The 26291-nt window shown below is 65.5% G+C and carries 29 protein-coding genes; 26 read left to right on the top strand and 3 right to left on the bottom strand.

Annotated features, from left to right (window positions below):
• The 5 genes from petA to QMX82_RS04915 form a co-directional block, all read left to right on the top strand.
• Positions 1 to 339, top strand: a 339-nt coding sequence (gene petA / locus QMX82_RS04935) for a ubiquinol-cytochrome c reductase iron-sulfur subunit (protein ID WP_282281404.1), incomplete at its 5' end; no start/stop codon positions are given.
• Positions 336 to 1529 carry a cytochrome b gene (locus tag QMX82_RS04930; RefSeq protein ID WP_282281403.1) on the top strand — a complete coding sequence of 398 codons (1194 nt, stop codon included), beginning with the start codon at positions 336 to 338 and terminating at the stop codon, positions 1527 to 1529. The genes petA and QMX82_RS04930, both read left to right, overlap by 4 nt.
• Entirely contained in the window at positions 1526 to 2191 is a 666-nt protein-coding gene (locus QMX82_RS04925) for a cytochrome c1 (RefSeq protein WP_208692299.1), read from the top strand. Before QMX82_RS04930 ends, QMX82_RS04925 begins: the two co-directional genes overlap by 4 nt.
• Positions 2192 to 2423: 232 nt before the next feature.
• Entirely contained in the window at positions 2424 to 3038 is a 615-nt protein-coding gene (locus QMX82_RS04920) for a glutathione S-transferase N-terminal domain-containing protein (protein ID WP_208692298.1), read from the top strand.
• An 11-nt stretch (positions 3039 to 3049) separates the two neighbouring features.
• The gene (locus QMX82_RS04915) at positions 3050 to 3454 is read left to right on the top strand and encodes a ClpXP protease specificity-enhancing factor (protein ID WP_208692297.1); all 405 of its coding nucleotides are present in this window, start codon (positions 3050 to 3052) and stop codon (positions 3452 to 3454) included.
• Between the two features lie 94 nt (positions 3455 to 3548).
• Here QMX82_RS04915 and suhB read toward each other — a convergent pair whose 3' ends face one another.
• The gene (gene suhB / locus QMX82_RS04910; protein WP_208692296.1) at positions 3549 to 4364 is read right to left on the bottom strand and encodes a type III secretion system regulator SuhB; all 816 of its coding nucleotides are present in this window, start codon (positions 4362 to 4364) and stop codon (positions 3549 to 3551) included.
• 140 nt (positions 4365 to 4504) lie between these two features.
• Here suhB and trmJ point away from each other — a divergent pair, with 140 nt between their 5' ends.
• The 20 genes from trmJ to QMX82_RS04810 all read left to right on the top strand — a co-directional run bounded on the left by trmJ (position 4505) and on the right by QMX82_RS04810 (position 22663).
• Positions 4505 to 5293 (top strand): tRNA (cytosine(32)/uridine(32)-2'-O)-methyltransferase TrmJ, encoded by a 789-nt coding sequence (gene trmJ / locus QMX82_RS04905; protein ID WP_208692295.1) that lies wholly within the window; start codon positions 4505 to 4507, stop codon positions 5291 to 5293.
• Between the two features lie 84 nt (positions 5294 to 5377).
• Complete coding sequence (gene iscR, locus QMX82_RS04900; RefSeq protein WP_158892863.1) at positions 5378 to 5875, top strand: Fe-S cluster assembly transcriptional regulator IscR; 498 nt, start codon at positions 5378 to 5380, stop codon at positions 5873 to 5875.
• 31 nt (positions 5876 to 5906) lie between these two features.
• Entirely contained in the window at positions 5907 to 7121 is a 1215-nt protein-coding gene (locus QMX82_RS04895; RefSeq protein WP_263259550.1) for an IscS subfamily cysteine desulfurase, read from the top strand.
• A gap of 27 nt (positions 7122 to 7148) precedes the next feature.
• On the top strand, positions 7149 to 7535 hold the full coding sequence (iscU, locus tag QMX82_RS04890) for a Fe-S cluster assembly scaffold IscU (protein WP_007162419.1): 387 nt from the start codon (positions 7149 to 7151) through the stop codon (positions 7533 to 7535).
• Between the two features lie 9 nt (positions 7536 to 7544).
• Positions 7545 to 7868 (top strand): iron-sulfur cluster assembly protein IscA, encoded by a 324-nt coding sequence (iscA, locus tag QMX82_RS04885; RefSeq protein ID WP_208692293.1) that lies wholly within the window; start codon positions 7545 to 7547, stop codon positions 7866 to 7868.
• Between the two features lie 8 nt (positions 7869 to 7876).
• Positions 7877 to 8398, top strand: a complete 522-nt coding sequence (gene hscB, locus QMX82_RS04880; RefSeq protein WP_158892859.1) for a co-chaperone HscB — start codon at positions 7877 to 7879, stop codon at positions 8396 to 8398.
• A gap of 45 nt (positions 8399 to 8443) precedes the next feature.
• Positions 8444 to 10303, top strand: a complete 1860-nt coding sequence (gene hscA / locus QMX82_RS04875) for a Fe-S protein assembly chaperone HscA (RefSeq protein ID WP_282281402.1) — start codon at positions 8444 to 8446, stop codon at positions 10301 to 10303.
• Between the two features lie 7 nt (positions 10304 to 10310).
• Complete coding sequence (gene fdx, locus QMX82_RS04870) at positions 10311 to 10649, top strand: ISC system 2Fe-2S type ferredoxin (RefSeq protein ID WP_133862768.1); 339 nt, start codon at positions 10311 to 10313, stop codon at positions 10647 to 10649.
• 11 nt (positions 10650 to 10660) lie between these two features.
• Complete coding sequence (gene iscX, locus QMX82_RS04865; protein WP_133862767.1) at positions 10661 to 10861, top strand: Fe-S cluster assembly protein IscX; 201 nt, start codon at positions 10661 to 10663, stop codon at positions 10859 to 10861.
• Positions 10862 to 10952: 91 nt separating this feature from the next.
• The gene (gene ndk, locus QMX82_RS04860; protein WP_158892855.1) at positions 10953 to 11384 is read left to right on the top strand and encodes a nucleoside-diphosphate kinase; all 432 of its coding nucleotides are present in this window, start codon (positions 10953 to 10955) and stop codon (positions 11382 to 11384) included.
• Between the two features lie 93 nt (positions 11385 to 11477).
• The gene (rlmN, locus tag QMX82_RS04855) at positions 11478 to 12617 is read left to right on the top strand and encodes a 23S rRNA (adenine(2503)-C(2))-methyltransferase RlmN (RefSeq protein ID WP_208692291.1); all 1140 of its coding nucleotides are present in this window, start codon (positions 11478 to 11480) and stop codon (positions 12615 to 12617) included.
• A 10-nt stretch (positions 12618 to 12627) separates the two neighbouring features.
• Positions 12628 to 13398 (top strand): type IV pilus biogenesis/stability protein PilW, encoded by a 771-nt coding sequence (gene pilW / locus QMX82_RS04850; protein WP_208692290.1) that lies wholly within the window; start codon positions 12628 to 12630, stop codon positions 13396 to 13398.
• On the top strand, positions 13395 to 14372 hold the full coding sequence (locus tag QMX82_RS04845) for a RodZ domain-containing protein (protein WP_208692289.1): 978 nt from the start codon (positions 13395 to 13397) through the stop codon (positions 14370 to 14372). The genes pilW and QMX82_RS04845 overlap by 4 nt, the downstream gene beginning before the upstream one ends.
• A 27-nt stretch (positions 14373 to 14399) precedes the next feature.
• On the top strand, positions 14400 to 15512 hold the full coding sequence (gene ispG, locus QMX82_RS04840) for a flavodoxin-dependent (E)-4-hydroxy-3-methylbut-2-enyl-diphosphate synthase (RefSeq protein ID WP_133862762.1): 1113 nt from the start codon (positions 14400 to 14402) through the stop codon (positions 15510 to 15512).
• A gap of 24 nt (positions 15513 to 15536) precedes the next feature.
• Entirely contained in the window at positions 15537 to 16844 is a 1308-nt protein-coding gene (gene hisS, locus QMX82_RS04835; RefSeq protein WP_282281401.1) for a histidine--tRNA ligase, read from the top strand.
• Between the two features lie 11 nt (positions 16845 to 16855).
• A complete protein-coding gene (locus QMX82_RS04830; protein WP_133862760.1) occupies positions 16856 to 17497 on the top strand; it encodes a tetratricopeptide repeat protein in 642 nt (213 codons plus the stop codon).
• A complete protein-coding gene (gene bamB, locus QMX82_RS04825) occupies positions 17497 to 18639 on the top strand; it encodes an outer membrane protein assembly factor BamB (protein ID WP_208692287.1) in 1143 nt (380 codons plus the stop codon). The genes QMX82_RS04830 and bamB overlap by 1 nt, the downstream gene beginning before the upstream one ends.
• Before the next feature lie 239 nt (positions 18640 to 18878).
• The gene (gene der / locus QMX82_RS04820; protein ID WP_158892845.1) at positions 18879 to 20366 is read left to right on the top strand and encodes a ribosome biogenesis GTPase Der; all 1488 of its coding nucleotides are present in this window, start codon (positions 18879 to 18881) and stop codon (positions 20364 to 20366) included.
• Between the two features lie 369 nt (positions 20367 to 20735).
• Positions 20736 to 21884, top strand: a complete 1149-nt coding sequence (locus tag QMX82_RS04815) for a pyridoxal phosphate-dependent aminotransferase (protein WP_208692285.1) — start codon at positions 20736 to 20738, stop codon at positions 21882 to 21884.
• Positions 21872 to 22663 (top strand): amidohydrolase, encoded by a 792-nt coding sequence (locus QMX82_RS04810; RefSeq protein ID WP_282281400.1) that lies wholly within the window; start codon positions 21872 to 21874, stop codon positions 22661 to 22663. The genes QMX82_RS04815 and QMX82_RS04810 overlap by 13 nt, the downstream gene beginning before the upstream one ends.
• On the opposite strand, the gene QMX82_RS04805 is transcribed toward QMX82_RS04810, so the two are convergent.
• On the bottom strand, positions 22664 to 23812 hold the full coding sequence (locus tag QMX82_RS04805) for an aminotransferase class V-fold PLP-dependent enzyme (protein WP_208692283.1): 1149 nt from the start codon (positions 23810 to 23812) through the stop codon (positions 22664 to 22666). It abuts the gene before it with no gap.
• A 132-nt stretch (positions 23813 to 23944) separates the two neighbouring features.
• Between QMX82_RS04805 and QMX82_RS04800 the strand changes: the two genes are divergently transcribed.
• Complete coding sequence (locus tag QMX82_RS04800) at positions 23945 to 24406, top strand: Lrp/AsnC family transcriptional regulator (RefSeq protein WP_208692282.1); 462 nt, start codon at positions 23945 to 23947, stop codon at positions 24404 to 24406.
• 921 nt (positions 24407 to 25327) lie between these two features.
• On the opposite strand, the gene QMX82_RS04795 is transcribed toward QMX82_RS04800, so the two are convergent.
• Positions 25328 to 26278 (bottom strand): aldo/keto reductase, encoded by a 951-nt coding sequence (locus QMX82_RS04795; protein ID WP_208692281.1) that lies wholly within the window; start codon positions 26276 to 26278, stop codon positions 25328 to 25330.
• Positions 26279 to 26291 lie beyond the last annotated feature (13 nt).

Genomic DNA, 26291 nt, shown 5'->3' with positions numbered 1-26291 from the left:
GACCAGGCCCGCCTGCTGGCCGACGAGGCGGGCCTGGCCGACCCGGACTCCCGGGAGTCCAGCCAGCCACGCTATGTCGATCCGCGCTTGAGGTCGCGGCGGCCGGATCTCTTCGTCGTCACCGCGATCTGCACCCACCTCGGCTGCATTCCCTCCCTGGCGCCAGGCGCGGCAGCGCGGGACGGGGGCTATCTCTGTCCCTGCCATGGCTCCCACTTCGATCTCGCCGGGCGGGTCTTTCGCGACCAGCCGGCACCGTTGAATCTGGCCGTGCCGCCCCATCATTTTCGCGGCGACAATCTGCTGGTAATCGGCAGCGACGGAGAGGGGGCGACATGAGCAACGACGAGCCCGGCTGGCTGGAGCAACGGCTGCCCCTGGGCGCCTTCTGGCGGCGGCATATCGGCGACTACCGGGTGCCGCGCAATCTCAACGTCTTCTACCTGTTCGGCTCGCTGCTGCTCTTCATCCTGGCGCTGCAGGTGCTGACCGGTCTCTGGCTGCTGTTCGGCTACGAGCCGACGGTGAAAGGCGCCTTCGCCTCGGTCCAGCTGTTCATGCGCGAGGTACCCTTCGGCTGGCTGATCCGCTACCTGCACGCGGTGGGCGCCTCGGCGCTGTTCGTCTGTCTCTACCTGCACATGCTGCGCGGCCTGCTCTATGGCTCCTATCGGGCGCCGCGGGAGCTGGTCTGGAGCTTTGGCGTGCTGCTCTATCTGCTCCTGCTGGCCCAGGCCTTCTTTGGCTATCTGCTGCCCTGGGGTCAGCTCTCCTACTGGGGCGCCCAGGTGTCCCTGAGCGCGGTCGAGGCGCTGCCCCTGGTGGGCCCGACCCTGGCCGATCTGCTGCGCGGCGGAGTGGTGCTGTCCGACGCCAGCCTGCGGCGCTTCCAGGCCCTGCATGTGGTCGGGCTGCCGCTGCTGATCCTCACGCTGGTGAGCCTGCACGTCGTCGCCCTGCGCCAGACCGGCTCGAACAACCCCGAGGGTGACGAGCGCGATGTCCGAGGTGCAGCCGGGGTGCCTTTCCACCCCTATCTGACGCTCAATGACCTCTGTGGTCTGGCAGTCTTCCTGCTGGTGTTTCTCGCCGTGGTACTGCTGGCGCCGGACCTGGGCGGGCTGGTGCTGGAGCCGGCCAACCAGCAGCCGGCTGATCCGCTGGTGACCCCTGCGCACATCGCCCCGCCCTGGTACCTGGCGCCCTTCTATGCACTGCTGCGCGCAGTGCCGAGCAAGGCCGGCGGTCTCGGCCTGGCGGCCCTGGCCATCGCCCTGCTGTTCGTGCTGCCCTGGCTGGATCGCAGCGCGGTCCGCTCGGTCCGCCACAAGGCCCGGCCGGCGCGGCTGGGGCTGTACCTGGTCTGCCTGGCCTTTGTCGCCCTGGGAATACTGGGCGTGGTCGCGCTGACCGATGGGCGCCTGTGGCTGGCGCGTCTGGCCGCGGGTGTCTATTTCATCGGCCTGCTAGGCATGCCCTGGTACAGCCGGCTGGGTCGTCCGCGTGCGCCCGCGGAGTCCCGGTCATGAGTCGCGGGCTGCTGCTCGGCCTGCTTTTGCTGTGCAGTGGTCTGGCCATCGGTGCCGAGGGTGATCCCCGGGCCGGGGCCATCAGCTTCGGCCGCTATTGCCTGGCCTGTCATGGCCAGGAGTACCAGCGCTTCGACCGGGTCGCTGCAGATCTCCACCTGGACCTCGCCAGCTGGGCGCCCGGACGCACCGCCAGCGCGCCCATGCTCGGCCTGCTCAAGCCCGAGGACGCCCGGCGTGCCTTCGGCAGCGTGCCGCCGGATCTCACCCTGATCGCCGCGGTGCGCGGCGAGGCCTGGCTGCGTGCCTTCCTGCAGGAATTCTATGTGGCGCCCGGGCGGCCGCTCGGGGTCGACAACCTCAGGGCGCCCGGCACCCGCATGCCCGACGTCCTGGCCGCCCTGCGCGGCCGCCAGATGCGCGACTGCAGCGAAGGGCGCTGCGTGCTGCGTCTCGAGCCGGGCAGTGGTGCCCAGACGCCCGCGCAGTTCGCTCGCACCGTCGACGATCTGGTCGCCTACCTCGGCTATTCGGCGGCACCGGAACGTAGTCTGGCCTGGCGCCTCGCGCCCTGGGTGCTGGGATATCTGCTGCTGTTCGCCGTCCTGGCCTTCTGGCTCAAACGCGAATTCTGGCGCCGATTGCCCGACAGTGAGCGATGAGACGGAGGCTTGTCTGAAAAGTCGCCGAGCGAAGGTGAGGCAAGGCAAAAATCAGCGAGGAAGCGGACCGGGCTCGCGCTCGAGTTTACAAAGGGTAAATGAGCATTCCGAGCTGATTTTTAACGCAGCATCACCGATGCGCAGGCAGTTTTCAGACAAAGCCTAGGTCTCGGGCGGCAAGGTGCGAGATAATCCCGCCTTTGCAGCTTCGCCCCCAACGGGGGAGGGACCCATGGGCGCCATAACCCGCCTGACCTGTTTCCATGATCCCGAGGATCACTATAGCCACCGGATCCGTCTGATCCTGGCGGAGAAGAACGTCGAGTGCGAGCTGATCGCCGTGCGCCGTGGCGAATGCCCGCGGCAGCTGGCCGAGCACAATCCCTATGGCACCGTGCCGACGCTGATGGATCGCGACCTGGTGCTCTATGGCACCGAGGTGCTCATGGAGTATCTCGAGGAGCGCTATCCGCATCCGCCCCTGTTGCCGGGCTATCCGGTCACCCGCGGCCAGTCGCGGCTGCTGATGCACCGCATCGGGCGCGACTGGTGCACCCTGGTGGACGCCATCCTGCAGGCCGCGCCGGGCGTCGACCTCGCCGCTGCGCGCAAGGAATTGCGCGAGAGCCTGACCGGCGTGGCGCCGATCTTCGCGGAAAAACCCTTTTTCCTGAGCGACGACTTTTCCCTGGTGGACTGTTGCCTGCTCCCCCTCCTGTGGCGACTGCCGCGCCTGGGCATCGAATTGCCCCGGGCCGCCAAGCCGTTGCAGGACTACATGGATCGCATGTTCGCGCGCGACAGTTTCCGATCCAGTCTTTCGGTCACCGAGCGTGAGATGCGCTAGAGGAGAACCCCATGAATTCCAGTCGCCCCTACCTGGTCCGCGCGCTCTACGAGTGGATCGTGGACAACGACTGCACGCCCCACCTGCTGGTCAATGCCGACTACGCCGAGGTGCGCGTGCCGCCGGGCTATGCCAACGACGGCCAGATCGTGCTGAACGCTTCGCCCAGTGCCGTGCGTGACCTGCACATGGACAACGAAGCCGTGAGCTTCAACGGTCGCTTCGGCGGCGTGGCCTACAATCTCTATGTCCCGATCGGCGCCATCCTGGCCATCTATGCCCGCGAGAATGGCCAGGGCATGGTCTTCGACAGCGAGCCCACTCCGCCGGATGACCAGGGTCCCGACAACGGCGGCAGCAAGTCCGAGGCGCCCAAGCCGGCACCGGCGCGGCCGAGTCTGAAAGTGGTCAAGTGAGTCCTGACGGCCTGCCGCGGCGTTTCTCTGCGGCAGGCAAGAAAAAGCCCCTGTCGGCGCTGCCGGCAGGGGCTTTTTCGTAAGCCAGGTGAACTCAACGCTTGAGCGAGGCCGGCAGGTGCGGCTGGATCTGCGTCAGCAGGCCACGGAAGCACTTGGGGTTGCCGGCGACGATGTGGCCCTTCTCGAGGAAGTCGTGGCCGCCATTGAAGTCACCGATCAGGCCGCCGGCTTCCTGGACCAGCAGGGCGCCTGCGGCCATGTCCCATTCCGACAGCCCCATTTCCCAGAAGGCGTCGAAACGACCGGCGGCGACATAGGCCAGGTCCAGCGCGGCGGAGCCGGCGCGGCGAATGCCGGCGGTCTGGCCGATCAGGCTGCGGAACATGCCCAGGTAGTTGTCCAGGTGGTCGACGTCATTGGCACGGAAGGGGAAGCCGGTACCCAGCAGGGCGCCTTCCAGGCTGCGCCGATTGGTGACACGGATGCGCCGGCCGTTCAGGGCGGCGCCGCGGCCACGGCTGGCGGTGAATTCTTCCTGGCGCACCGGATCCAGGACCACCGCGTGCTCCAGGCGGCCCTTGTACTTGCAGGCGATGCTCACCGAGAAGTGCGGGACGCCACGGAGGAAGTTGGTGGTGCCGTCCAGCGGATCGACGATCCAGACGTAGTCGGCGCCTTCGCCTTCGCCCGGCAGGTAGCCGGATTCCTCACCGTGGAAACCATGGGTGGGGTAGGCCTTGCGCAGGGTGGCGAGGATGGTCTGCTCGGCGGCCCGGTCGACTTCGGAGACGAAGTCGTTGGCGCCTTTTTCATCGACGGCGATCACGTCCAGGCGCTCAATCGAACGGAAAATCAGTTCACCGGCGCTGCGGGCCGCGCGCAGTGCGATGTTCAGCATGGGCTGCATGGATAAATCACCTGGGTTGTATAAGGAAAGCCGGCAATGATAGCAGACTTCGCGGCGCTGGAAGGGGTATTCGTGGCCAGCGGGCGCGTGTGGGCGTAGTATACGGCGCCGATTTCCCGCGTCCGCTCGAGGATAGCCACGTGCTGAATAACATCCGCGTCGTTCTGGTCAATACCAGCCATCCCGGCAACATCGGCGGTGCCGCCCGGGCAATGAAGAACATGGGTCTGTCGCGCCTCTATCTGGTCGATCCCGAGGACTTTCCCAGCGGCGAGGCCAATGCCCGCGCCTCCGGGGCCAACGACGTGCTCGAGGCCGCCATCGTCGTGGATACCCTGGAAGAGGCCCTGACCGGCTGCAGCCTGGTGCTGGGCACCAGTGCCCGTGATCGCCGCATTCCCTGGCCGCTGCTGGATCCGCGGGAATGCGCCTCTACCTCCCTGGCTCAGGTGGAGCAGGGCGGCGAGGTGGCCCTGGTATTCGGGCGCGAGTATGCCGGCCTGACCAACGAAGAGTTGCAGCGCTGCCACTACCACGTACACATCCCCTCGGATCCGGCGTTCGGCTCGCTCAACCTCGCCGCAGCGGTCCAGGTACTGGTGTACGAGGTACGCATGGCCTGGCTGGCGGCGCAGAACCAGCCGACCAAGATGAACAAGGTCGAGGCCACCGCCATGCTCAACACCCAGCCGGTGACGGTGGAAGAGCTGGAGCTCTACTATGTGCATCTGGAGCAGACCCTGGTGGAGATCGGCTTCCTCGATCCGGCCAAGCCGCGCCACCTGATGAGTCGCTTGCGGCGCCTCTATGGCCGTGCCGGCATCAGCAAGCTGGAGATGAACATCCTGCGTGGCATCCTGACCGAAACCCAGAAGGCCGCCCGCGGCGAATCCCACCCGCGGACTATCCCGCCGATAGATAATGCCTGAGTGATTTGGTTGGTTTTATAGTTGACCTTTTTTGTCGGGAATCCGATAATCGAGGTCATCCGATGCAACCCGCTCGAGTTCGTCATGAGACTGACCACCAAAGGCCGCTATGCCGTAACCGCCATGCTCGACCTGGCGCTGCACGCCCAGCGGGGCCCGGTGTCGCTGGCCGACATTTCCGAGCGGCAGGGCATTTCGCTGTCCTATCTGGAGCAGCTGTTTGCCCGGCTGCGCCGTGGTGCGCTGGTCAACAGCGTACGCGGCCCCGGCGGCGGCTATCAGCTGGCGCGCGACATGGGCGGTATCCATGTGGCCCAGGTGATCGACGCCGTCAATGAATCCGTGGATGCCACCCGCTGCCAGGGCAGTGGGGGCTGTCACCAGGGTGACACCTGCCTGACCCACCACCTCTGGTGCGACCTGAGCGATCAGATCCACACCTTTTTGAGTGGCATCACCCTGGCCGATCTGGTCGCCCGCAACGAGATCCAGCAGGTGGCCAAGCGTCAGGACACCAAGGCCTGTGCCAGCAAGCAATCGCCCTTAGCGGTCGAAAAAATCGAAGCGTCCACCATCGACTGAGCAGAGACGCCCGTCTGATTAGGAGTAACCGATGAAATTGCCGATCTACCTAGACTATTCCGCCACCACGCCCGTCGATCCGCGCGTCGCTCAGAAGATGAGCGAGTGCCTGCTGGTGGACGGCAACTTTGGCAACCCCGCATCGCGCTCCCACCTGTTCGGCTGGAAGGCCGAGGAAGCCGTGGAAAACGCCCGTCGTCAGGTGGCCGAACTGGTCAACGCCGACCCGCGCGAGATCGTCTGGACCTCCGGTGCCACCGAGTCCGACAACCTCGCCATCAAGGGCGCCGCGCACTTCTATCAGAACAAGGGCAAGCACCTGATCACCTCCAAGATCGAGCACAAGGCGGTGTTGGACACCACCCGCCAGCTCGAGCGCGAAGGCTTCGAGGTCACCTATCTCGAGCCGGGCGAAGATGGCCTGATCACCCCCGAGATGATCGAGGCGGCCCTGCGTGAAGACACCACCCTGGTGTCCATCATGCACGTCAACAACGAGATCGGTACCGTCAACGACATCGCCGCCATCGGCGAGCTGACCCGCTCCCGTGGCGTGCTCTTCCACGTCGACGCGGCCCAGTCCACCGGCAAGGTCGAGATCGATCTGGAAAAGCTCAAGGTCGACATGATGTCCTTCTCGGCGCACAAGACCTACGGCCCCAAGGGCATTGGCGCCCTCTACGTCCGCCGCAAGCCGCGCGTGCGTATCGAGGCCCAGACCCATGGTGGCGGCCATGAGCGTGGCATGAGGTCCGGCACCCTGGCGACCCACCAGATCGTCGGCATGGGCGAAGCCTTCCGCATCGCCAAGGAAGAGATGGTCCAGGAAAATGTCCGCATCAAGGCCCTGAGCGATCGCTTCTACCGGCAGTTCGAAGGCCTGGAAGAGGTTTACCTGAACGGTAGCCTGCTCCATCGCGTGCCGCACAACCTGAACCTGAGCTTCAACTACGTCGAAGGCGAGTCGCTGATCATGGCGCTCAAGGACCTGGCGGTCTCGTCCGGTTCGGCCTGTACCTCGGCGTCCCTGGAGCCGTCCTACGTCCTGCGCGCCCTGGGCCGCAACGACGAACTGGCGCACAGCTCCATTCGCTTCACCTTCGGCCGTTTCACCACCGAAGAAGACGTTGACTACGCCGCGAGCAAGGTCACCGAAGCCGTCAACAAGTTGCGCGAATTGTCTCCGCTGTGGGACATGTTCAAAGAAGGCGTAGACCTGAGTCAGGTCGAGTGGCAAGCCCACTGACCCACCCTGATAAGCGAGGATTGAACCATGGCATACAGTGAAAAGGTCATCGACCACTACGAAAATCCGCGCAACGTCGGCAAGTTCGACGCGGCCGATCCCGATGTCGGCACCGGCATGGTCGGCGCCCCGGCCTGCGGCGACGTGATGCGCCTGCAGATCAAGGTCAACGAGCAGGGCATCATCGAAGACGCCAAGTTCAAGACCTACGGTTGCGGCTCCGCCATCGCGTCCAGCTCCCTGGCCACCGAATGGATGAAGGGCAAGAGCATCGAGGAAGCGGCGTCGATCAAGAACAGCATGATCGCCGAAGAGCTGGCTCTGCCGCCGGTCAAGATCCACTGCTCGGTACTCGCCGAAGACGCCATCAAGGCGGCGGTCAGCGACTACAAGCAGAAGAAAGGCCTGCTCTAAGGAGGAACCATGGCGATCAGCATGACCGAGTCCGCCGCCCGTCACGTGCAGCGTTCCCTCGAGGGGCGCGGCAAGGGAGAGGGCATCCGCCTGGGCGTTCGTACCACTGGGTGCTCGGGACTGGCCTACGTGCTCGAGTTCGTCGATGAATTCGCGAACGAGGACCAGGTGTTCGAGAGCCATGGCGTCAAGGTCATCATCGACCCCAAGAGCCTGGTCTACCTGGACGGCACCGAGCTGGATTTCGTGCGTGAAGGCCTCAACGAGGGCTTCAAGTTCAACAATCCCAACGTGCGTGGCGAGTGTGGCTGCGGCGAAAGCTTCAACATCTGAGGCCGGCCATGGGTAAGCCCTGTCACTTCGCGCTGTTCGAGATCAGGCCCGCCTTCGAGATCGATCAGGCGGGTCTGGCCTCGCGTTACCGCGATCTGGCGCGCACGATCCATCCGGATCGGTTCGCCGATGCGCCGGAGCGCGAGCGTCGCCAGGCGCTGGAGCGCTCGGCCGAGCTCAACGAGGCCTATCACGTGCTGCGCGCCCCGTCGCGCCGCGCGCGCTATCTGCTGGAGCTCGAAGGGCACGAGATGCCGCTCGAAGCGACCATCCAGGACACCGACTTCCTCATGCAGCAATTGCAGTGGCGCGAGGAGTTGGAGGACCTGCAGGACGCGGGCGACAGCGCGGGCATCCCCGCCTTTCGCCAGCGGCTCAAGGATGCGCAGCGCGACATCGAGCAGGCCTTCGCCGCGATCTGGCAGGATCCCGCCCAGCGCGAGCCTGCCGAGCGCCTGGTCCGTCGCATGCAGTTTCTCGACAAGCTGGCCAGCGAGATCCGCCAGCTCGAAGAGCGTCTGGACGATTAATCACAGGTGTCGCTCAGGCACCGACAACCATAAGCCGACTAGCCAATGGCTCTATTGCAGATAGCCGAACCCGGAATGGCGCCCAAGCCGCACCAGCGCAAGCTGGCGGTGGGTATCGATCTGGGCACCACCAATTCCCTCGTGGCCGCCGTCCGCAGTGGCGTGGCCGAGACCCTGCCCGATCTGCAGGGCGAGGTGATCCTGCCGTCCGCCGTGCGCTACACCGCCGCTGGCGTGGAAGTGGGGGCGGGCGCCAAGGCCGCCGCCGCCCAGGATCCCTTCAATACCATTCTTTCCGTCAAGCGCCTCATGGGGCGCGGCATCGCCGACGTCAAGCAACTGGGCGAGCAGCTGCCCTATCGCTTCGTTGCCGGTGAATCGGAAATGCCCTTCATCGATACCGCTGCCGGGCGCAAGAGTCCGGTAGAGGTCTCCGCCGACATCCTGCGGGTGTTGCGTGAGCGGGCCGAGGCCACCCTGGGCGGCGAACTGGTCGGCGCGGTCATCACCGTGCCGGCCTATTTCGACGATGCCCAGCGCCAGGCCACCAAGGACGCCGCCCGCTTCGCCGGCCTGAATGTCCTGCGCCTGCTCAACGAGCCTACCGCGGCCGCCGTGGCCTATGGCCTGGACCGGGGCGAAAAGGGCGTGGTCGCCATCTATGACCTGGGCGGCGGCACCTTCGACATCTCCATCCTGCGCCTGACCCGCGGCGTCTTCGAGGTCATGGCCACCGGTGGCGACAGCGCCCTGGGTGGCGACGACTTCGATCACGCCATTGCCGGCTGGATCATCCAGCAGGCCGGGCTGTCCAGCGATCTGGACCCGGGTACCCAGCGGCGCCTGCTGCAGAGCGCCTGCGCCGCCAAGGAAGCCCTGTCCGCCGCCGAGCGTGTCGAGGTCAGTCACGGCGACTGGACGGGCGTGCTGGAGCGCAGCGCCTTCCAGGGGCTCATCGCGCCGCTGGTCGCGCGCAGCCTCAAGGCCTGCCGCCGGGCCCTGCGCGATGCGGAAGTGGAGCCGGCCGACATCGCGGCCGTGGTCATGGTCGGTGGTTCGACCCGCGTGCCCTATGTCCGTGAAGCCGTGGGCGAGCTGTTCGACTGTACCCCGCTCACCGACATCGATCCGGATCGCGTGGTCGCCATCGGTGCCGCCCTGCAGGCCGATTCCCTGGCCGGCAACCGCGCCGGCGAAGAATTGCTGCTGCTGGACGTCATTCCGCTGTCCCTGGGACTCGAGACCATGGGCGGCCTGATGGAAAAGATCATTCCGCGCAACACCACCATTCCGGTGGCGCGAGGTCAGGATTTCACCACCTATCGCGACGGTCAGACCGCCATGCTGGTGCATGTGCTGCAGGGCGAGCGCGAACTGGTCAAGGACGCCCGCTCCCTGGCCCGCTTCGAGTTGCGTGGTTTCCCGCCCATGGTCGCCGGTGCCGCCAAGATCCGCGTCACCTTCCAGGTCGATGCCGACGGCCTGCTCGGCGTCAGCGCCCGCGAGCTGTCCAGTGGCGTGGAAGCCAGTGTCCAGGTCAAGCCGTCCTATGGCCTGACCGATGGCGAGATCGCCAACATGCTGCAGGATTCCTTCCGCCATGCCGGTGACGACATGCAGGCCCGTGCACTGCGCGAGCAGCAGGTCGAGGCCCGGCGGCTGATCGAGGCGGTCACCGCCGCGCTGGCCGTCGATGGCGAGCGCCTGCTGGACGCCGAGGAGCGTCAGGTGATCGAGCTGGAAATCGGCCGGCTGGCCGAGCTGCTGGACGCCACCGACCTCCAGGCGCTCGAAGAGCAGACCAAGCGTCTTTCTCACGTGACCGATGCCTTCGCCGCCCGGCGGATGAACGCCTCGGTCAAGGCGGCCCTGGCGGGTCGCCGTCTCAACGATATCGAGGAGTAGTTCCATCATGCCGCAGATCACCCTGCTGCCCCACGCCGAGCACTGCCCGGAGGGCGCGGTCTTCGAAGCCAGCGAAGGCGAAACCATCATCGCCGCGGCCATGCGCAACGGCATCGACATCGAGCACGCCTGCGAGATGTCCTGTGCCTGCACCACCTGCCACGTGGTCGTCCAGGAAGGCTTCGATTCCCTCGCGCCCTCCGATGAACTCGAAGACGACATGCTGGACAAGGCCTGGGGTCTGGAGATGCGTTCGCGCCTGTCCTGCCAGGCGGTAGTAGGCAGCGAAGACCTGGTGGTGGAGATTCCGCGCTACACCATCAACCAGGTTTCCGAAGGTCACTGAGGACAGCTGCCATGGCACTGAAATGGACCGATGTGCTGGATATCGCCATCGAACTCAACGACACCCATCCCGACGTGGATCCGCGCTACGTGAATTTCGTCAAGTTGCGCAACTGGGTCGTGGAGCTGCCGGAGTTCGACGACGATCCCCAGCGGGGTGGCGAGAAGGTGCTGGAGGCCATCCAGGCCGCCTGGATCGAAGAGTCCGCCTGACGCATCGCCCGTACCGCGCTACGCTTTTCACCGGGACCCGCGTATAATCCGCGGGTTTCGTTTTTGCTCTATTCCCACATTCGGAGTTCACATGTCTGTTCAACGTACCCTGTCGATCATCAAGCCCGATGCCGTATCCAAGAATGTCGTCGGTGAGATCGTCACCCGCTTCGAGAAGGCTGGCCTGCGCGTCGTCGCTGCCAAGATGGTCCAGCTGTCCGAGCGCGAAGCCGGTGGCTTCTACGCCGAACACAAGGAGCGTCCCTTCTTCAAGGATCTGGTCTCCTTCATGACCTCCGGTCCGGTCGTGGTCCAGGTGCTGGAAGGCGACAACGCCATCGCCAAGAACCGTGAGCTGATGGGCGCCACCGATCCCAAGAAGGCCGACGCCGGTACCATCCGCGCCGACTTCGCCGTCTCCATCGACGAGAACGCCGTCCACGGTTCGGACTCCGAAGCGTCCGCCGCTCGCGAGATCTCCTACTTCTTCGCAGCCACCGAAGTCTGCGAGCGCGTCCGCTAAGGATGAGCGCCGGCCAGGGAAGCGGCCAGCCCGCCTTCCTGGCACCGCCCGCGCCCTGCGCGGGTTTCAAACAGATTTCGTCGAGGTGATCCCATGACCACAGCCACCGATAAGGTCAATCTGCTGGGCCTGACCCAGCCGCAACTCGAGTCGTTCTTCGAGTCCATCGGGGAGAAGCGCTTTCGCGCCGGCCAGGTCATGAAGTGGATCCATCACTTCGGCATCGACGACTTCGACGCCATGAGCAACCTAGGCAAGGCGCTCAAGGAAAAGCTCAAGGCCGCCGCGGAAATCCGTGGCCCCGAGATCGTCAGCGAGGACATCTCCCGCGATGGCACCCGCAAGTGGGTGATCCGCGTCGCCTCCGGCAGCTGCGTCGAGACCGTCTACATCCCGCAGAACGGCCGCGGCACCCTGTGCGTGTCGTCCCAGGCCGGTTGCGCGCTGGACTGCAGCTTCTGCTCCACCGGCAAGCAGGGCTTCAACAGCAACCTCACCGCCGCCGAAGTGATCGGCCAGGTGTGGATCGCCAACAAGTCCTTTGGCAGCGTGCCCGCCAAGATCGACCGCGCCATCACCAACGTGGTGATGATGGGCATGGGCGAGCCCCTGCTGAACTTCGACAACGTCGTCGCCGCCATGCGCATCATGATGGATGACCTCGGCTACGGCATCTCCAAGCGCAAGGTCACCCTGTCCACCTCGGGCGTGGTGCCGATGATCGAGGAGCTGGCCAAGCACATCGACGTCTCCCTGGCGCTGTCGCTGCACGCGCCCAACGACGAGCTGCGCAACGAGCTGGTGCCGATCAACCGCAAGTATCCCCTGGCCATGCTGCTTGATGCCTGCCAGAGATACATCCGGCAACTGGGTGAGAAGCGCGTCCTGACCATCGAGTACACCCTGCTCAAGGACGTCAACGACCTGCCCGAGCACGCCTTGCAGATGATCGAGCTGCTGCGCAACGTGCCCTGCAAGATCAACCTGATTCCCTTCAATCCCTTCCCGCACTCCGGCTACGAGCGACCGAGCAAGAACGCCACCCGCCGTTTCCAGGAGCTGCTGACGCAGGCCGGTTTCAACGTCACGGTGCGCACCACCCGCGGTGACGATATCGACGCCGCCTGCGGCCAGCTGGTGGGGCAGGTCATGGACCGCACCCGCCGCAGCCAGCGCTACATCGCCGTTCGTCAGCTCGACGGTGCCGAAACTGTAACGCCGCTCCAGGGCTGAGGGCGCGACCATGGCGATCACGCGCTTTGCGGCTGTCGCGCTCGCCCTGTTGGTCGGTGGTCTCACCGGCTGCGTGACCGAGGGTGATCGCAATCCCATGGATACCCGCCAGGGGCGGATGCAGGCCCGTGATGCCTACATTCAGCTCGGCCTCGGCTATGTCCAGCAGGGCAATACCGAGCAGGCCAAGGTGCCGCTGAAGAAGGCCCTGGAGCTGGATTCGTCCAGCGCCGACGCCCATGCCGCACTCGGACTGGTGTTCCAGGCCCAGGGCGAAACCGACCTGGCCGATCAGGAATACCGGCTGGCTCTGCGCGAGCGGCCCCACGATGCCCGCATCCTCAACAACTACGGCAGCTTCCTCTATGAGCGGGGGCGCTACAAGGATGCCTACGAACGCTTCACCCAGGCCGCCGAGGACAGCCTCTATCCGGAGCGTGCCCGGGTGTTCGAGAATCTCGGCCTGACCGCCCTGCGACTCAATCAGGTCGACTTGGGCAGGGAAAATCTGGAAAAATCCCTGCGGCTGGATCGCAATCAGCCCAGGGCCCTGTTCGAATTGGCTCAATTGGCCTACCAGACGCGCGATTACGTGCCGTCTCGGAGCTATTACCAGGCCTTCAGCCAGCTAAGCCCCCAGGATGCCCGCAGCCTGCTGCTCGGGATCCGTCTTGCCGAGGTGTTCAATGATCGCAACACCGCCGCGAGTTATGCCCTGCAGCTGAAGCGCCTCTACCCGAACTCACCTGAATATCGTCAACTTCAGTCGGAGCAGAAATGACCGCAGTGCAATCCGAAGCGGTACACGCCGGACGGGGCAATCCCGGTGAGATCTTGCGTCAGAAGCGGCTGGCGCTTGGCTGGAGCCAGGCCCAGGTCGCCCAGAATCTCAACCTCAGCGAGCGCATCATCGAGCAGCTCGAGTCCGGCAACTATCAGCAGATGCCGGGGCACACCTTTGCCCGCGGCTACACCAAGGCCTACGGCAAGCTGCTCGGCCTGGACCAGGTCGAGCTGGTGCGTACCTTCGACGGCTATACCGGCACCGATGCCAAGGGCAGCACCGTGCACAGCCTGGGGCGTCTCGACGAGCCGGTGCGGCTGTCGCGCAATGTCCTCAGATTCGTCAGTTTCATCCTGGTGGTGCTGATCATCGCCATGGGCCTGTTCTGGTGGCAGGAGCGCAGTCGCCAGGCCTCCAGCGCCAGTGCCGTGAGCATGGAGCATGTCGAGGTCGAGGGCGCCGACGGCAAGACCGAGATCCATCCCATCGACGAGCCGGAAGAGCAGCCTCCGGCCACCGCCCAGCAGCCGGCGACCACCGTGCCTTCTCCGGTGGGTACGCCGATGCCGGATGCCAACGCCGTCGCCGCCATGACCGCACCTAGCGCCGCGCCCACCCCGGCCCCGGTCACGGGTTCGACCACGCCTACTCCCACGGCGCCCACCGCTGCGGCTCCTGCCGCGCCGGCCAGCGCGCCTGCCGCGGCTCCCGTCGCCGGTAACGACAGCCTGAACATCCGGTTCACCGCCAGTTGCTGGACACAGGTCAGCGACGGTACCGGCAAGATCCTCTTCAGTGGCGTGAAGAAGGGCGGCGAGAGCCTGGATTACGCCTCGATCAAGGCACCGGTGAACATCCGTCTCGGTTTCGCCCGCGGTGCCCAGATCTCCTACAACGGTCAGGTCGTCGACCTCGCGCCCTACACCAAGGGCGAGACCGCCCGCATCAAACTCGGTCAGGCCGGACAATGACGTCCGGCGACCCCATGGGAAACCAGCATGCATAGCGAATCGCCCATCAAACGTCGGTTGTCCCGCAAGATCTGGGTTGGCTCGGTGCCGGTCGGCGGCGATGCCCCCATCGCCGTGCAGAGCATGACCAACACCGAAACCTGCGACGTCGATGCCACCGTGGCCCAGGTCCAGCGCCTGCAGGACGCCGGTGCCGACATCGTGCGCATCTCGGTGCCCGACATGGATGCCGCCGAAGCCTTCGGTCGCATCAAGCAGCGGGTCAGCCTGCCGCTGGTGGCCGACATCCACTTCGACTACAAGATCGCCCTGCGCGTCGCCGAGCTGGGCGTGGACTGCCTGCGCATCAACCCCGGCAACATCGGTCGCGAAGACCGGGTCAGGGCGGTGGTCGACGCGGCCCGCGAGCGCGGCATCCCGATCCGCATCGGCGTCAACGCCGGTTCGCTGGAAAAGGACCTGCAGAAGAAATACGGCGAGCCCACCCCGGAAGCCCTGGTGGAGTCGGCCATGCGCCACGTCGACCATCTGGAGAAGCTGGACTATCCGGACTTCAAGGTGAGCGTGAAGGCCAGTGACGTCTTCATGGCCGTGGCCGCCTATCGCCAGCTGGCCACCCGCATCGAGCAGCCGCTGCACCTGGGCATCACCGAAGCCGGCGGCCTGCGCTCGGGTACGGTGAAGTCCGCCGTGGGTCTGGGCATGCTGCTGGCCGAAGGCATCGGCGACACCATCCGCATCTCGCTCGCGGCCGATCCGGTCGAGGAGATCAAGGTCGGTTTCGACATCCTGAAATCCCTTCGCCTGCGTTCGCGGGGCATCAACTTCATCGCCTGCCCGAGTTGCTCGCGGCAGAACTTCGATGTGGTCAAGACCATGAACGAGCTGGAAGGGCGCCTGGAGGACCTGCTGGTCCCCCTGGACGTCGCGGTGATTGGCTGCGTGGTCAACGGCCCCGGCGAAGCCAAGGAGGCCCACGTCGGCCTGACCGGGGGTTCGCCGAACAACCTGGTGTACATCGACGGCAAGCCGGCCTCCAAGCTGAACAACGACAATCTGGTGGACGAGCTGGAAGGGCTCATCCGCCGCAAGGCGGCCGAAAAGGCCGAAGCGGATGCCGCACTCATCGCGCGCAGCTGAAAGATCAAGGAATAAGGCCCTTTCGTGAGCAAGTCCCTGCAAGCCATCCGTGGCATGAACGATATCCTGCCGGAGCAGACTCCGGCCTGGCGCTACCTGGAACGTACCTTCGCGACGCTGCTCGATGGCTATGGCTACCACGAGATTCGTCTGCCCATCATGGAGTTCACCGAACTCTTCGCCCGCGGCATTGGCGAGGGCACCGACGTGGTCGACAAGGAGATGTACACCTTCCTCGACCGCAACGAGGAGTCCCTGACCCTGAGGCCGGAAGGCACCGCGGGTTGCGTGCGGGCCGTGCTCGAACACGGCATGACCGGCGGTGGCCAGGTGCAGAAGCTCTGGTACGCCGGACCGATGTTCCGCTACGAGAAGCCGCAGAAGGGCCGCTATCGCCAGTTCCACCAGATCGGCGTGGAGGTCTTCAACCTGCCCGGTCCGGACATCGACGCCGAGCTGATCGTGCTCACTGCGCGCCTCTGGCAGCGCCTGGGCCTGACCGACGCCGTCACCCTGCAACTCAACAGCCTGGGTTCCAGTGCCGATCGCGTGCGCTATCGCGAAGCCCTGGTGGGCTATCTGCAGGACCGCTTCGAGCAGCTCGACGAAGACAGCCAGCGCCGCCTGACCACCAATCCACTGCGCATCCTCGACAGCAAGAACGCCCAGACCCAGGCGCTGCTGCAGGACGCCCCGACCCTGGCGGATTACCTGGACGACGAATCCCGCGCCCACTTCGACGGCCTGAAAGCCCGCCTGGACGCCGCCGGCATCCGCTACCAGATCAATCCCAAGCTGGTGCGTGGCCTGGACTACTATGGCCGTACCGTCTTCGAGTGGGTCACCGACAAGCTGGGTGCCCAGGGCACTGTCTGCGCCGGTGGCCGCTACGACGGCCTGATTACCCAGTTCGGCGGCAAGCCCACCCCGGGGGTCGGCTTCGCCATGGGGGTCGAGCGCCTGGTGCTGCTGCTGGAAACCCTGGAGCGGCTGCCCGGTGATCTGCAGCGCCCCGCCGATCTCTATCTCTGCGCCTTTGGCGAGGCGGCCGAACTGGCCGGCCTCAAGCTGGCCGAGCAGCTGCGCGATGCCCGTCCCGACCTGCGCCTGCTGGTCAACGCCGGCGCCGGCAGTTTCAAGAGCCAGTTCAAGAAGGCCGACAAGAGTGGCGCGCTCTGGGCGATGATCCTGGGCGACGACGAACTGGCCACGCAACAGGTGGCACTCAAGCCGCTGCGTGGCGACGCGCCCCAGGAAAAGGTCGACTTCGCGGCCCTGGCCGCCCGTCTGGACGAGATTTTGCCCCCGGCCGGTTCCGGTCGCGGGAATTGAGGAGAACGGATTTGAGTTCCATCGACGACGACAATCTGGTGGTCGCCAAGGCCTGGTGGCAGCGTAATGGCAAGCCGCTGCTGGCCGGTGGCGTCATCGCCCTGGTGGCGGTACTGGGCTGGCAGGGCTGGCAGCGCTATCAGAACAACCAGGCGCAAGGCGCCTCGGTGCTCTATCAGCAGCTCGTGGAAGCCGCTCTGGCGCCCGGCGGCAAGGTCGACACCGCCCGGGTGACCGATACCTACGGCAAGCTCAAGCAGGATTATTCCGGTACCGCCTACGCCCAGTATGGGAGTCTCTTCGTCGCCAAGGTGGCGGTGGAGAACAATCGCCTGGACGACGCCGCCGCCGAGCTCAAGGCCGTAGTGGACAAGCCCCACGACGCCGAACTCGGCGAGCTGGCGCGTCAGCGTCTGGCCCGGGTGCTGGCGGCCCAGGGCAAGGCCGAAGAAGGCCTCAAGCTGCTGGACGGCGAGGCACCCAAGGCCTATGTCGCCAATCGTGAAGAATTGCGTGGCGATCTGCTGGTGGCGCTGAAGAAGCCGACCGAGGCCCGCGCCGCCTATGAAAAAGCCCGCGCCGCGCTGCCCAACGATGCAGCCGAAGGCGTGCTGCAGATGAAACTCGATGATCTCGCCAAAGGAGACGCCTGATGTTGCGCTGGAAGCCTATCGCGGTACTGGGTCTCGCCCTTGCGGTCGTCGGGTGCAGCAGCACCGGCAAGAAGGAATTGCCGCCGGCCGAGCTGAAGGACATCAAGGCCGAAGTCCGGCTGGATGAAGTCTGGAGTCGCTCGGTGGGCGACGGCCAGGGCAAGGAATACAACCGCCTGGTGCCGGCTGTGGACGGCCAGACGATCTTCGCCGCCGATGCCGATGGCCGGGTCATGGCGATGAATCGCGAGACCGGCCAGGTGCTGTGGAAGAAGGACCTGGACCTGCCGGTGTCCGGTGGGGTAGGGGTCGGCTCCGGCCTGGTGCTGGTCGGCACCCTGCGTGGCCAGGTGATCGCCCTCGACAGTGCCAGTGGCGACGAGAAGTGGCGCGCCCAGGCGTCCAGCGAAGTGCTGTCTGCCCCGGTGGTCAACAACGACGTGGTGGTGGTGCAGTCCCAGGATGACAAGCTGCAGGCCTTCGAGCTGGGCAGTGGTACCCGTCGCTGGATCTACGAAGACACCCAGCCGGTGCTGAGTCTGCGCGGTACCGGTGCGCCCCTGGTCACCAACCAGGTGGTCATGGCCGGTTTCGCCAGCGGCAAGGTGGTCGCCCTGGACGTGCAGCGCGGCCTGCCGCTGTGGGAACAGCAGATCGCCGTGCCCAAGGGCCGTTCCGAACTGGAGCGGATCGTCGACGTGGACGGTGGCCTGTCGCTGTCGGGTGACACCCTCTATGTGGTCAGCTACAACGGCCGCGTGGCCGCGCTCAATCCGGCCAACGGCCAGATTCTCTGGCAGCGGGACGCCTCCAGCTACGACGGCGTCGCCGAAGGCTTCGGCAACGTCTACCTGAGCCTGGACAACGGCACCGTGGAAGCCGTCGAGGAATCCTCGACGTCTTCGCTCTGGACCAATGCCGATCTGGCCCGTCGCCAGCTCACCGGCCCGGTGGTCTGGTCGAGTAACTTGGTGGTGGGCGACTACGCCGGCTACATTCACCTGCTGAGCCAGGTCGACGGCCGTTTCGTCGGTCGCACCAAGGTCGACGGTGACGGCGTCCGGGTACGGCCACTGGTCGTCGGCGACATGCTCTATGTTTACGGCAATGGCGGTAAACTCGTCGCCTATCGTCTGCGCTAGTGGGGTGTTTTAGAAGTGCGCGCAAGAATTGGCGAGTGATTTTTGGGTCTGGGCTAGGCGCCGCGACGAGTCATAGCAGGGCTATGGCGAGGAGTGGCAACGCCGTCCAGGCCGAAAAAGCGCCGCCAAAATTGTGTAGTAACTTCTGAAACCACCGCACTACACCTTTATCCTCAACCGATGGCCGCTACCGTGAAGTTCGGTAGCGGCCATCGTGTTTTCTGCTCTGGGAGAGCCGCATGGTTCCCGTAATTGCCCTGGTGGGGCGGCCGAACGTCGGCAAATCCACGCTTTTCAACCGCCTGACCAAGACCCGGGACGCCATCGTCGCCGACTTTGCCGGCCTGACCCGCGATCGCAAGTACGGCGAAGCCAAGTGGCAGGGGCGCACCTACATCGTGGTCGATACCGGCGGTATCTCCGGTGACGAGGAAGGTATCGACCTGAAGATGGCCGAGCAGTCGCTGCAGGCCATCGAAGAATCCGATGCGGTGCTGTTCCTGGTGGACTCCCGCGAAGGCATGACGGTCGCCGATCAGATGATCGCCGAGCATCTGCGCAAGCGAAACAAGCGCACCTTCCTGGTGGCCAACAAGGTCGATACCGTCGACCCGGATATCGCCCGGGCGGAATTCAGCCCGCTGGCCATTGGCGACGCCTATCCCATCGCGGCGGCCCACGGGCGCGGCGTGAACAACCTGCTGGAAGACGCCCTGGGCGTCTTTCCCAAGGATGAGGTCGAGGTCGAGGAGCTCACCGAGGAGCAGGTGCGGGCGGCCGCGGAAGAGGGCGGTGACGTCTTCCGTCGCGTGCAGGGCATCGACGAGACCACCGGCATCAAGATCGCCGTGATCGGCCGGCCCAACGTCGGCAAGTCGACGCTGGTCAATCGCATGCTCGGCGAAGAGCGGGTGATCGTCTATGACCAGGCCGGCACCACGCGCGACAGCATCTATATTCCCTTCGAGCGCAACGAAGAACGCTACACCCTGATCGACACCGCCGGCGTGCGCCGCCGCGGCAAGGTCTTCGAGGCGGTCGAGAAGTTCTCGGTGGTCAAGACGCTGCAGGCGATCCAGGACGCCAACGTGGTGATCTTCGTCATGGACGCCCGCGAAGGCGTGGTCGAGCACGACCTCAACCTGCTCGGCTTCGTGCTGGAGACCGGTCGTGCCCTGGTGATCGCGCTCAACAAATGGGACGGCATGGAGTCCGGCGAGCGCGACTACGTCAAGACCGAACTGGAACGCCGGCTGCTGTTCGTCGACTTCGCCGACATCCATTTCATCTCGGCGCTGCATGGCACCGGCGTGGGCCACCTGTACAAGTCGGTGCAGCAGTCCTTCGCCTCGGCCACCACCCGCTGGCCGACCAGTCGCCTGACCCAGATCCTCGAGGACGCGGTGCAGGAGCACCAGCCGCCGATGGTCAGTGGTCGGCGCATCAAGTTGCGCTATGCCCACCTGGGCGGTGCCAACCCGCCGCTGATCGTCATCCACGGCAACCAGACCGATGCGGTGCCCAAGTCCTATACCCGCTATCTGGAAAAGACCTATCGCCGGGTGCTCAAGCTGGTGGGTACGCCGATCCGTATCGAGTACCGCGGTGGCGAGAACCCCTTCGAGGGCAAGAAGAACACCCTCACCGAGCGCCAGGTCAACAAGAAGCGCCGGTTGATGAGCCACCACAAGAAGGCCGAGAAGAAGCGCAAGGACAAGCGCCGGTAGACCGGCAGGACGTTGCGCAAGGAAGGGGGCTCAGGGGAGCCCCCTTTTTCTTTGGGAAAAATTCCTTTGCAGCACCTTTTTCAGTGGAAAAGGCTGCGCCGTTTTCCACGCTACGGGGTAGCCTCCCGGCTTGGCGCTGCGGCCTCCTTGGGCACTGGCCGACCCTCTCTCCCTCTGGGAGAGGGTTGGGGTGAGGGCCTGCCCCGTGCCGGCGCTTCAAGGAAAAGGCCATGCGCTGGCGCTCTCCCAAAGGGCGAGGGGATGCCTGAATTGACCGCTGCGCCCAGGCGTTGGCCCGGCAAGACTTGCCCTCTCGCGCAAAAAATCGCAGTCTGCCGATCTCCTTCCAGCCAGACCCGTGCCCGCGCGATGATCCAGAGCAAGCTTCCCGACCTCGCCGTCACCATCTTTACCCGCATGTCCCAGCTCGCCGCCCAGACCGGTGCGCTGAATCTGTCCCAGGGCTTTCCCGATTTCGACGGCCCGGCCGAGCTGCTCGCGGCGGTCGGTCGCCATGTCGCGGCCGGTCACAACCAGTACGCACCCATGACCGGACTGCCGGCGCTGCGCCAGCAGGTGGCGGCCAAGGTCGCCCGCTTCTATGGTCGAGAGGTGGACGCCGAGGCCGAGGTCACCATCGTGCCCGGGGCTACCCAGGGCCTGTTCTGCGCTCTCCAGACCCTGGTGCGGCCAGGCGACGAGGTGATCGTCTTCGATCCCTGCTACGACAGCTACGAACCCTCGGTGCAACTGGCCGGCGGACGCTGTGTGCACGTGCCCCTGGCGCTGCCGGGCTTCGGTATCGACTGGACGGCACTGGAAGCCGCCCTGAGTCCGCGCACCCGCGCCATCGTGCTCAATACTCCGCACAACCCGAGTGGCGCCCTGGTCAGCGCCGCCGAACTGGATCGCCTGGCCGCGCTGATCCGCGGGCGCGATCTCTACCTGGTCAGCGACGAGGTCTATGAGCACCTGGTCTATGACGGCGAGCGCCATGCCAGCGTCATCGCCCATGACGAACTCTATGCCCGCGCCTTCGTGGTCAGCTCCTTCGGCAAGACCTATCACGTCACCGGCTGGAAGACCGGCTACGTGGTGGCGCCGCCGGCGCTGTCGGCCGAGTTGCGCAAGGTGCACCAGTACGTGAGCTTCTGCGCGGTGACGCCGATCCAGGGCGCCCTGGCCGATTTCATGGCCGCCCATCCCGAACACCTCAGCGAGCTGCCGGCCTTCTACCAGGCCAAGCGCGATCTCTTCTGCGATCTGCTGGGTAGCTCGCGCTTCAGCTTCCAGCGCGCCGCCGGCACCTATTTCCAGGTCGTCGACTATTCCGCCATCCGCCCGGATCTGGACGACGTGGCCATGGCCGAGTGGCTGACCCGCGAGCATGGCGTCGCCGCCATTCCACTGTCGGTGTTCTACCAGACGCCGCCTGCGGACCTGCGCCTGGTGCGCTTCTGCTTCGCCAAGCGCGAAGACACCCTGCGTCAGGCAGCGGAGCGGCTATGCGCGATCTGACCCCCACCCAGGACCTGCGCCTGACGCTGCTGCAGAGCGAACTGGCCTGGCACGACCCGGCCGCCAACCGCGCCCATTTCGAGCGTCTGCTGACGGCCGTGGGCGAGACCGATCTGGTCATCCTGCCGGAGATGTTCACCACCGGCTTTTCCATGGATTCGGCGACCCTGGCCGAGCCTGCGGACGGGCCGACAGCGGCCTGGATGCGAGAACAGGCGCGGCGTCTCGGCGCGGTGGTCACTGGCAGTCTGATCGTGCGGGACGCGGACGGCCAGCACCGCAATCGCCTGTTGTGGGCGACGCCTGATGGCGAGTTGCAGCACTATGACAAGCGCCACCTGTTTCGCATGGCCGGCGAGCACGAGCACTATGCTCCGGGCGAGCAGCGCCTGGTGGTGACACTCAAGGGTTGGCGGATCCGCCCGCTGATCTGCTACGACCTGAGATTTCCGGTCTGGAGTCGCGCCCAGGACGATACCGACCTGCTGCTCTATGTCGCCAACTGGCCGGCGCCGCGGCGCGGGCACTGGAACGGCCTGCTGCCGGCGCGGGCCATCGAGAACCTCTGCTATGTCGCCGCGGTGAACCGCCTTGGCAGCGACGGCAATGGCCATCCCTATGCCGGTGACAGCCAGGTACTGGACTTCCAGGGTGAACCCCTGATCGAGGCCGGCGCGGAATCCGGCATCTTCCACACCGCGCTCTCGGCTACCGCCCTTACCGCCTATCGCCAGCGCTTTCCGGCGCAGCGCGATGCCGACACCTTCCGCCTGGACTGATCAGGCCCAGAAGGGCGCTGGCTGGGCGGCGTGCTGGTGGATCAGGGCGACGGCCCGGTCCACGTCCGCCGCGGTGGTGTAGCGACCCAGGCTGAATCTGTAGCTGCGTGCGGCCTGTTCCGGGGTGAGCCCCAGACCCAGCAATACATGGGAGGGCGCCGCCTTGGCCGAACTGCACGCCGAGGTGGTCGAGAAGGCCAGCTGGCGCTGCAATGACGCGGTGTCCAGCGGCGTGGCGAAGGTCACATTCAGGGTATGGGGAATGCGCCGCCGGGCACAGCCATTGAGCTGCATGCCGGGCAAAGTCTGCACCCCAGCCAGGAACCGCTCGCGCAACTGGCCGAGTCGCTCGTTCTCCCGCGCCATGGCCTGGCCGGCTAGGGCGAAGGCGGTACCCATGCCGACGATCTGGTGGGTGGCCAGGGTGCCCGAGCGCAGCCCGCGCTCGTGGCCGCCGCCGTGGATCTGCGCCTGCAGGGCGCCCTCGGCACGCGGACCGACATAGAGGGCCCCGATGCCCTTGGGGCCATAGGTCTTGTGCGCGGAAAAGGACATCAGATCGACCTCCAGGCTGGTCAGGTCGAGGGCGACCTTGCCGGTGGCCTGGGCGGCGTCCACATGGAAAAGGGCGCCACGGGCGCGCACCAGCCGGCCGATGGCGGCGATGTCGGTCAGGGTGCCCAGCTCGTTGTTCACCCCCATCAGCGAGACCAGGCAGGTGTCCGCCCGCCAGGCCTGCTCGACGGCGGCGGGGGTGATCAGACCGGCCGCATCAGGCGTCAGGTAGGTGACGGTGAAGCCCTCGGCTTCCAGTTGGGCCGCGGTATCGAGCACCGCCCGGTGTTCCAGGCAACTGGTGATCAGATGGCCGTGCCCGCGACGCCGGGCCACGCCGAGCAGCGCGAGGTTGTTGGACTCGGTGGCACCGGAGGTCCAGATCAGTTGCTCGGGCCGGGCGCCGACCAGATCGGCCACCTGCTGGCGGGCGGTATCCACGGCGCGCTGGGCGTCGTTGCCGAAGGCATGGCCGCGGGAGGCGGGATTGCCGAAGACGCCCTGGCGCCCCAGGCAACCCAGCATGGCTTCGATGACGACATCGTCGACAGGAGTGGTGGCGGCGTAGTCGAAATACAGGGGATAAGCGTCCATGGCGGCCTCGAGCAATCAGATGGGAATAGGCTAGCGCGTTCGTCTCGAAAGGAATTTGCTTTCTGGTCGTTATGTGGGGGGGCTGATGCGAATAGAATTCCACTGTGAAGTAGTTTTTGGGAAATTCATTTCATGGATCGCTTTGATCGCGCCATTCTCGACATCCTTCAGCAGGACAGCACCCGACCTGTGGCCGATATCGCCGAGCGCATTGGCCTGGGCACCACCGCCTGTTGGCGGCGGATCCAGAAGCTGGAGGAGCAGGGGGTCATCCGCGCCCGGGTGGCGCTGCTCGATCCCCGGCAGCTCAACGTGGGGGTGACGGTGTTCGTCTCGGTACGGACCAACCAGCACGCCATGGACTGGCTGCAGCGCTTCCACGAGGCGGTGGCGGCCATTCCGGAGGTGGTCGAGCTCTATCGCATGGCCGGCGACACGGACTACCTGATGCGCATCGTGGTCCCGGACATCGCCGCCTACGATGGCGTCTACAAGCGCCTGATCCAGGTGCCGGGGCTGCTAGACGTCAGCTCCAGCTTCGCCATGGAGCAGATCAAGTACAGCACGGCCTTGCCGCTGGATTATGTGCGGTAGGAGCTGATGAAGATCGTAGCGTGGAAAACGGCGCCGCCTTTTCCACTCTTGATATCGGCTGCGTGGGATCACCCTCACCCCAGCCCTCTCCCGGAGGGAGAGGGGGTTGTCCGAGCGCGAGGTGGTTTTGGCGGCCAGGTAGATCATCAGCGACTGCGGAGGTGGCTGATGCGTAGCGTGGAAAACGGCGTAGCCTTTTCCACCCTTGATATCGGCTGCGTGGGGTCTCCCTCACCCAACCCTCTCACGGAGGGAGAGGGGGCTGCTCCGTGCGCGAGGTGGTTCTGGCGGCCAGGTAGATCATCAGCGACTGCGGAGGTGGCTGATGCGTAGCGTGGAAAACGGCGCAGCCTTTTCCACAGGGACATTGGCTGCGTGGGATCACCCTCACCCCGGCCCTCTCCCGGAGGGAGAGGGGGTTGTACGAGCGGGCGCTGGGTTTTGGCGGCCAGGTAGATCATAAGCGGCTGCGGAGGTGGCTGATGCGTAGCGTGGAAAACGGCGCAGCCTTTTCCACGCACAATATCAGCTGCGTGGTATCTCCCTCACCCCAGCCCTCTCCCGGAGGGAGAGGGGGCTGCTCCGTGCGCGAGGTGGTTTTGGCGGCCAGGTAGATCATCAGCGGCTGCGGAGGTGGCTGATGCGTAGCGTGGAAAACGGCGTAGCCTTTTCCACTCTTGATATTGGCTGCGTGGGATCACCCTTACCCCGGCCCTCTCCCGGAGGGAGAGGGGGGCGTTCGTGCGGGGGATGGTTTTGGCGGCCAGGTAGATCATCAGTGGCTGCGGAGGTGGCTGATGCCTAGCGTGGAAAACGGCGCAGCCTTTTCCACCCTTGATATCGGCTGCGTGGTATCTCCCTCACCCAACCCTCTCCCGGAGGGAGAGGGGCTGCTCCGTGCGCGTCCGTGGTCGCGACACCTCAGCGATAGGCGCTGACCTGATTCAGCAGGGTGATGTCATCGGCCGGTAGCTGCAGCCGGGTGGCGGCCACCAGGTCGTCGAGTTGGGCCTGGGAGGTGGCGCTGGCGATCGGCGCGGTGATACTGGGACGGGCGATCAGCCAGGCCAGGGCGACCTGGGCCGGGGTGGCGTCGTGCTTTTCGGCGATCTCGTCGAGGCCGGCCAGGATGGCCATGCCGCGTTCGTCCAGGTAGCGCTTGACCATCTCCGCCCGCGAACCCTGGAGATCATCCTTGGTGCGGTACTTGCCGGTCAGGAAGCCGCTGGCCAGGGAGAAGTAGCTGATCACGCCCAGACCGAGTTCCTCGACCACCGGTTCCAGGTCGGTCTCGTAATCCTGGCGTGCATGCAGGTTGTAGTGGGGCTGCAGGCTCTGGTACGCCGGCACGCCCAGGCGTTCGGCGATCCTGGCCGCTTCGCGCAGGCGCTGGCCGCCATAGTTGGAAGCGCCGATCACCCGCACCTTGCCTTGCTCCACCAGCCGCGCGAAGGCGCCCAGGGTTTCCTCCAGCGGCGTGTCCTCGTCGTCGCAATGCGCCTGATAGAGATCGATGCGATCGGTCTGCAGACGCTTGAGCGACGCCTCCACCGCCTGCTGCACATAGCTGGCCTTGAGGCCCTTGCGGCCTTCGCCCATGTCCATGCCCAGCTTGGTGGCCAGGATCACCTGGTCGCGCTTGCCGCTGCGGGCGAACCATTTGCCCAGCAGGGTCTCGGATTCGCCACCGCTGTTGCCGGGTGCCCAGCGCGAATAGACGTCGGCGGTGTCGATGAAGGTCAGGCCCGCCTCGAGCAGGGCGTCCAGCATGCGGAAGGACTGGGCTTCGTCCAGCGTCCAGCCGAAGACGTTGCCACCGAAGCAGAGTGGCGGCACCTGGAGGTCTGAGTGGCCAAGGGTACGTGTGTGCATGGAATCCTCATCC

The sequence above is a fragment of the Pseudomonas sp. PS02302 genome (assembly GCF_029959585.1).
GTDB classification, from domain to species: domain Bacteria; phylum Pseudomonadota; class Gammaproteobacteria; order Pseudomonadales; family Pseudomonadaceae; genus Chryseomonas; species Chryseomonas aestiva.
This window is presented reverse-complemented; position numbering and strand designations above follow the sequence as displayed.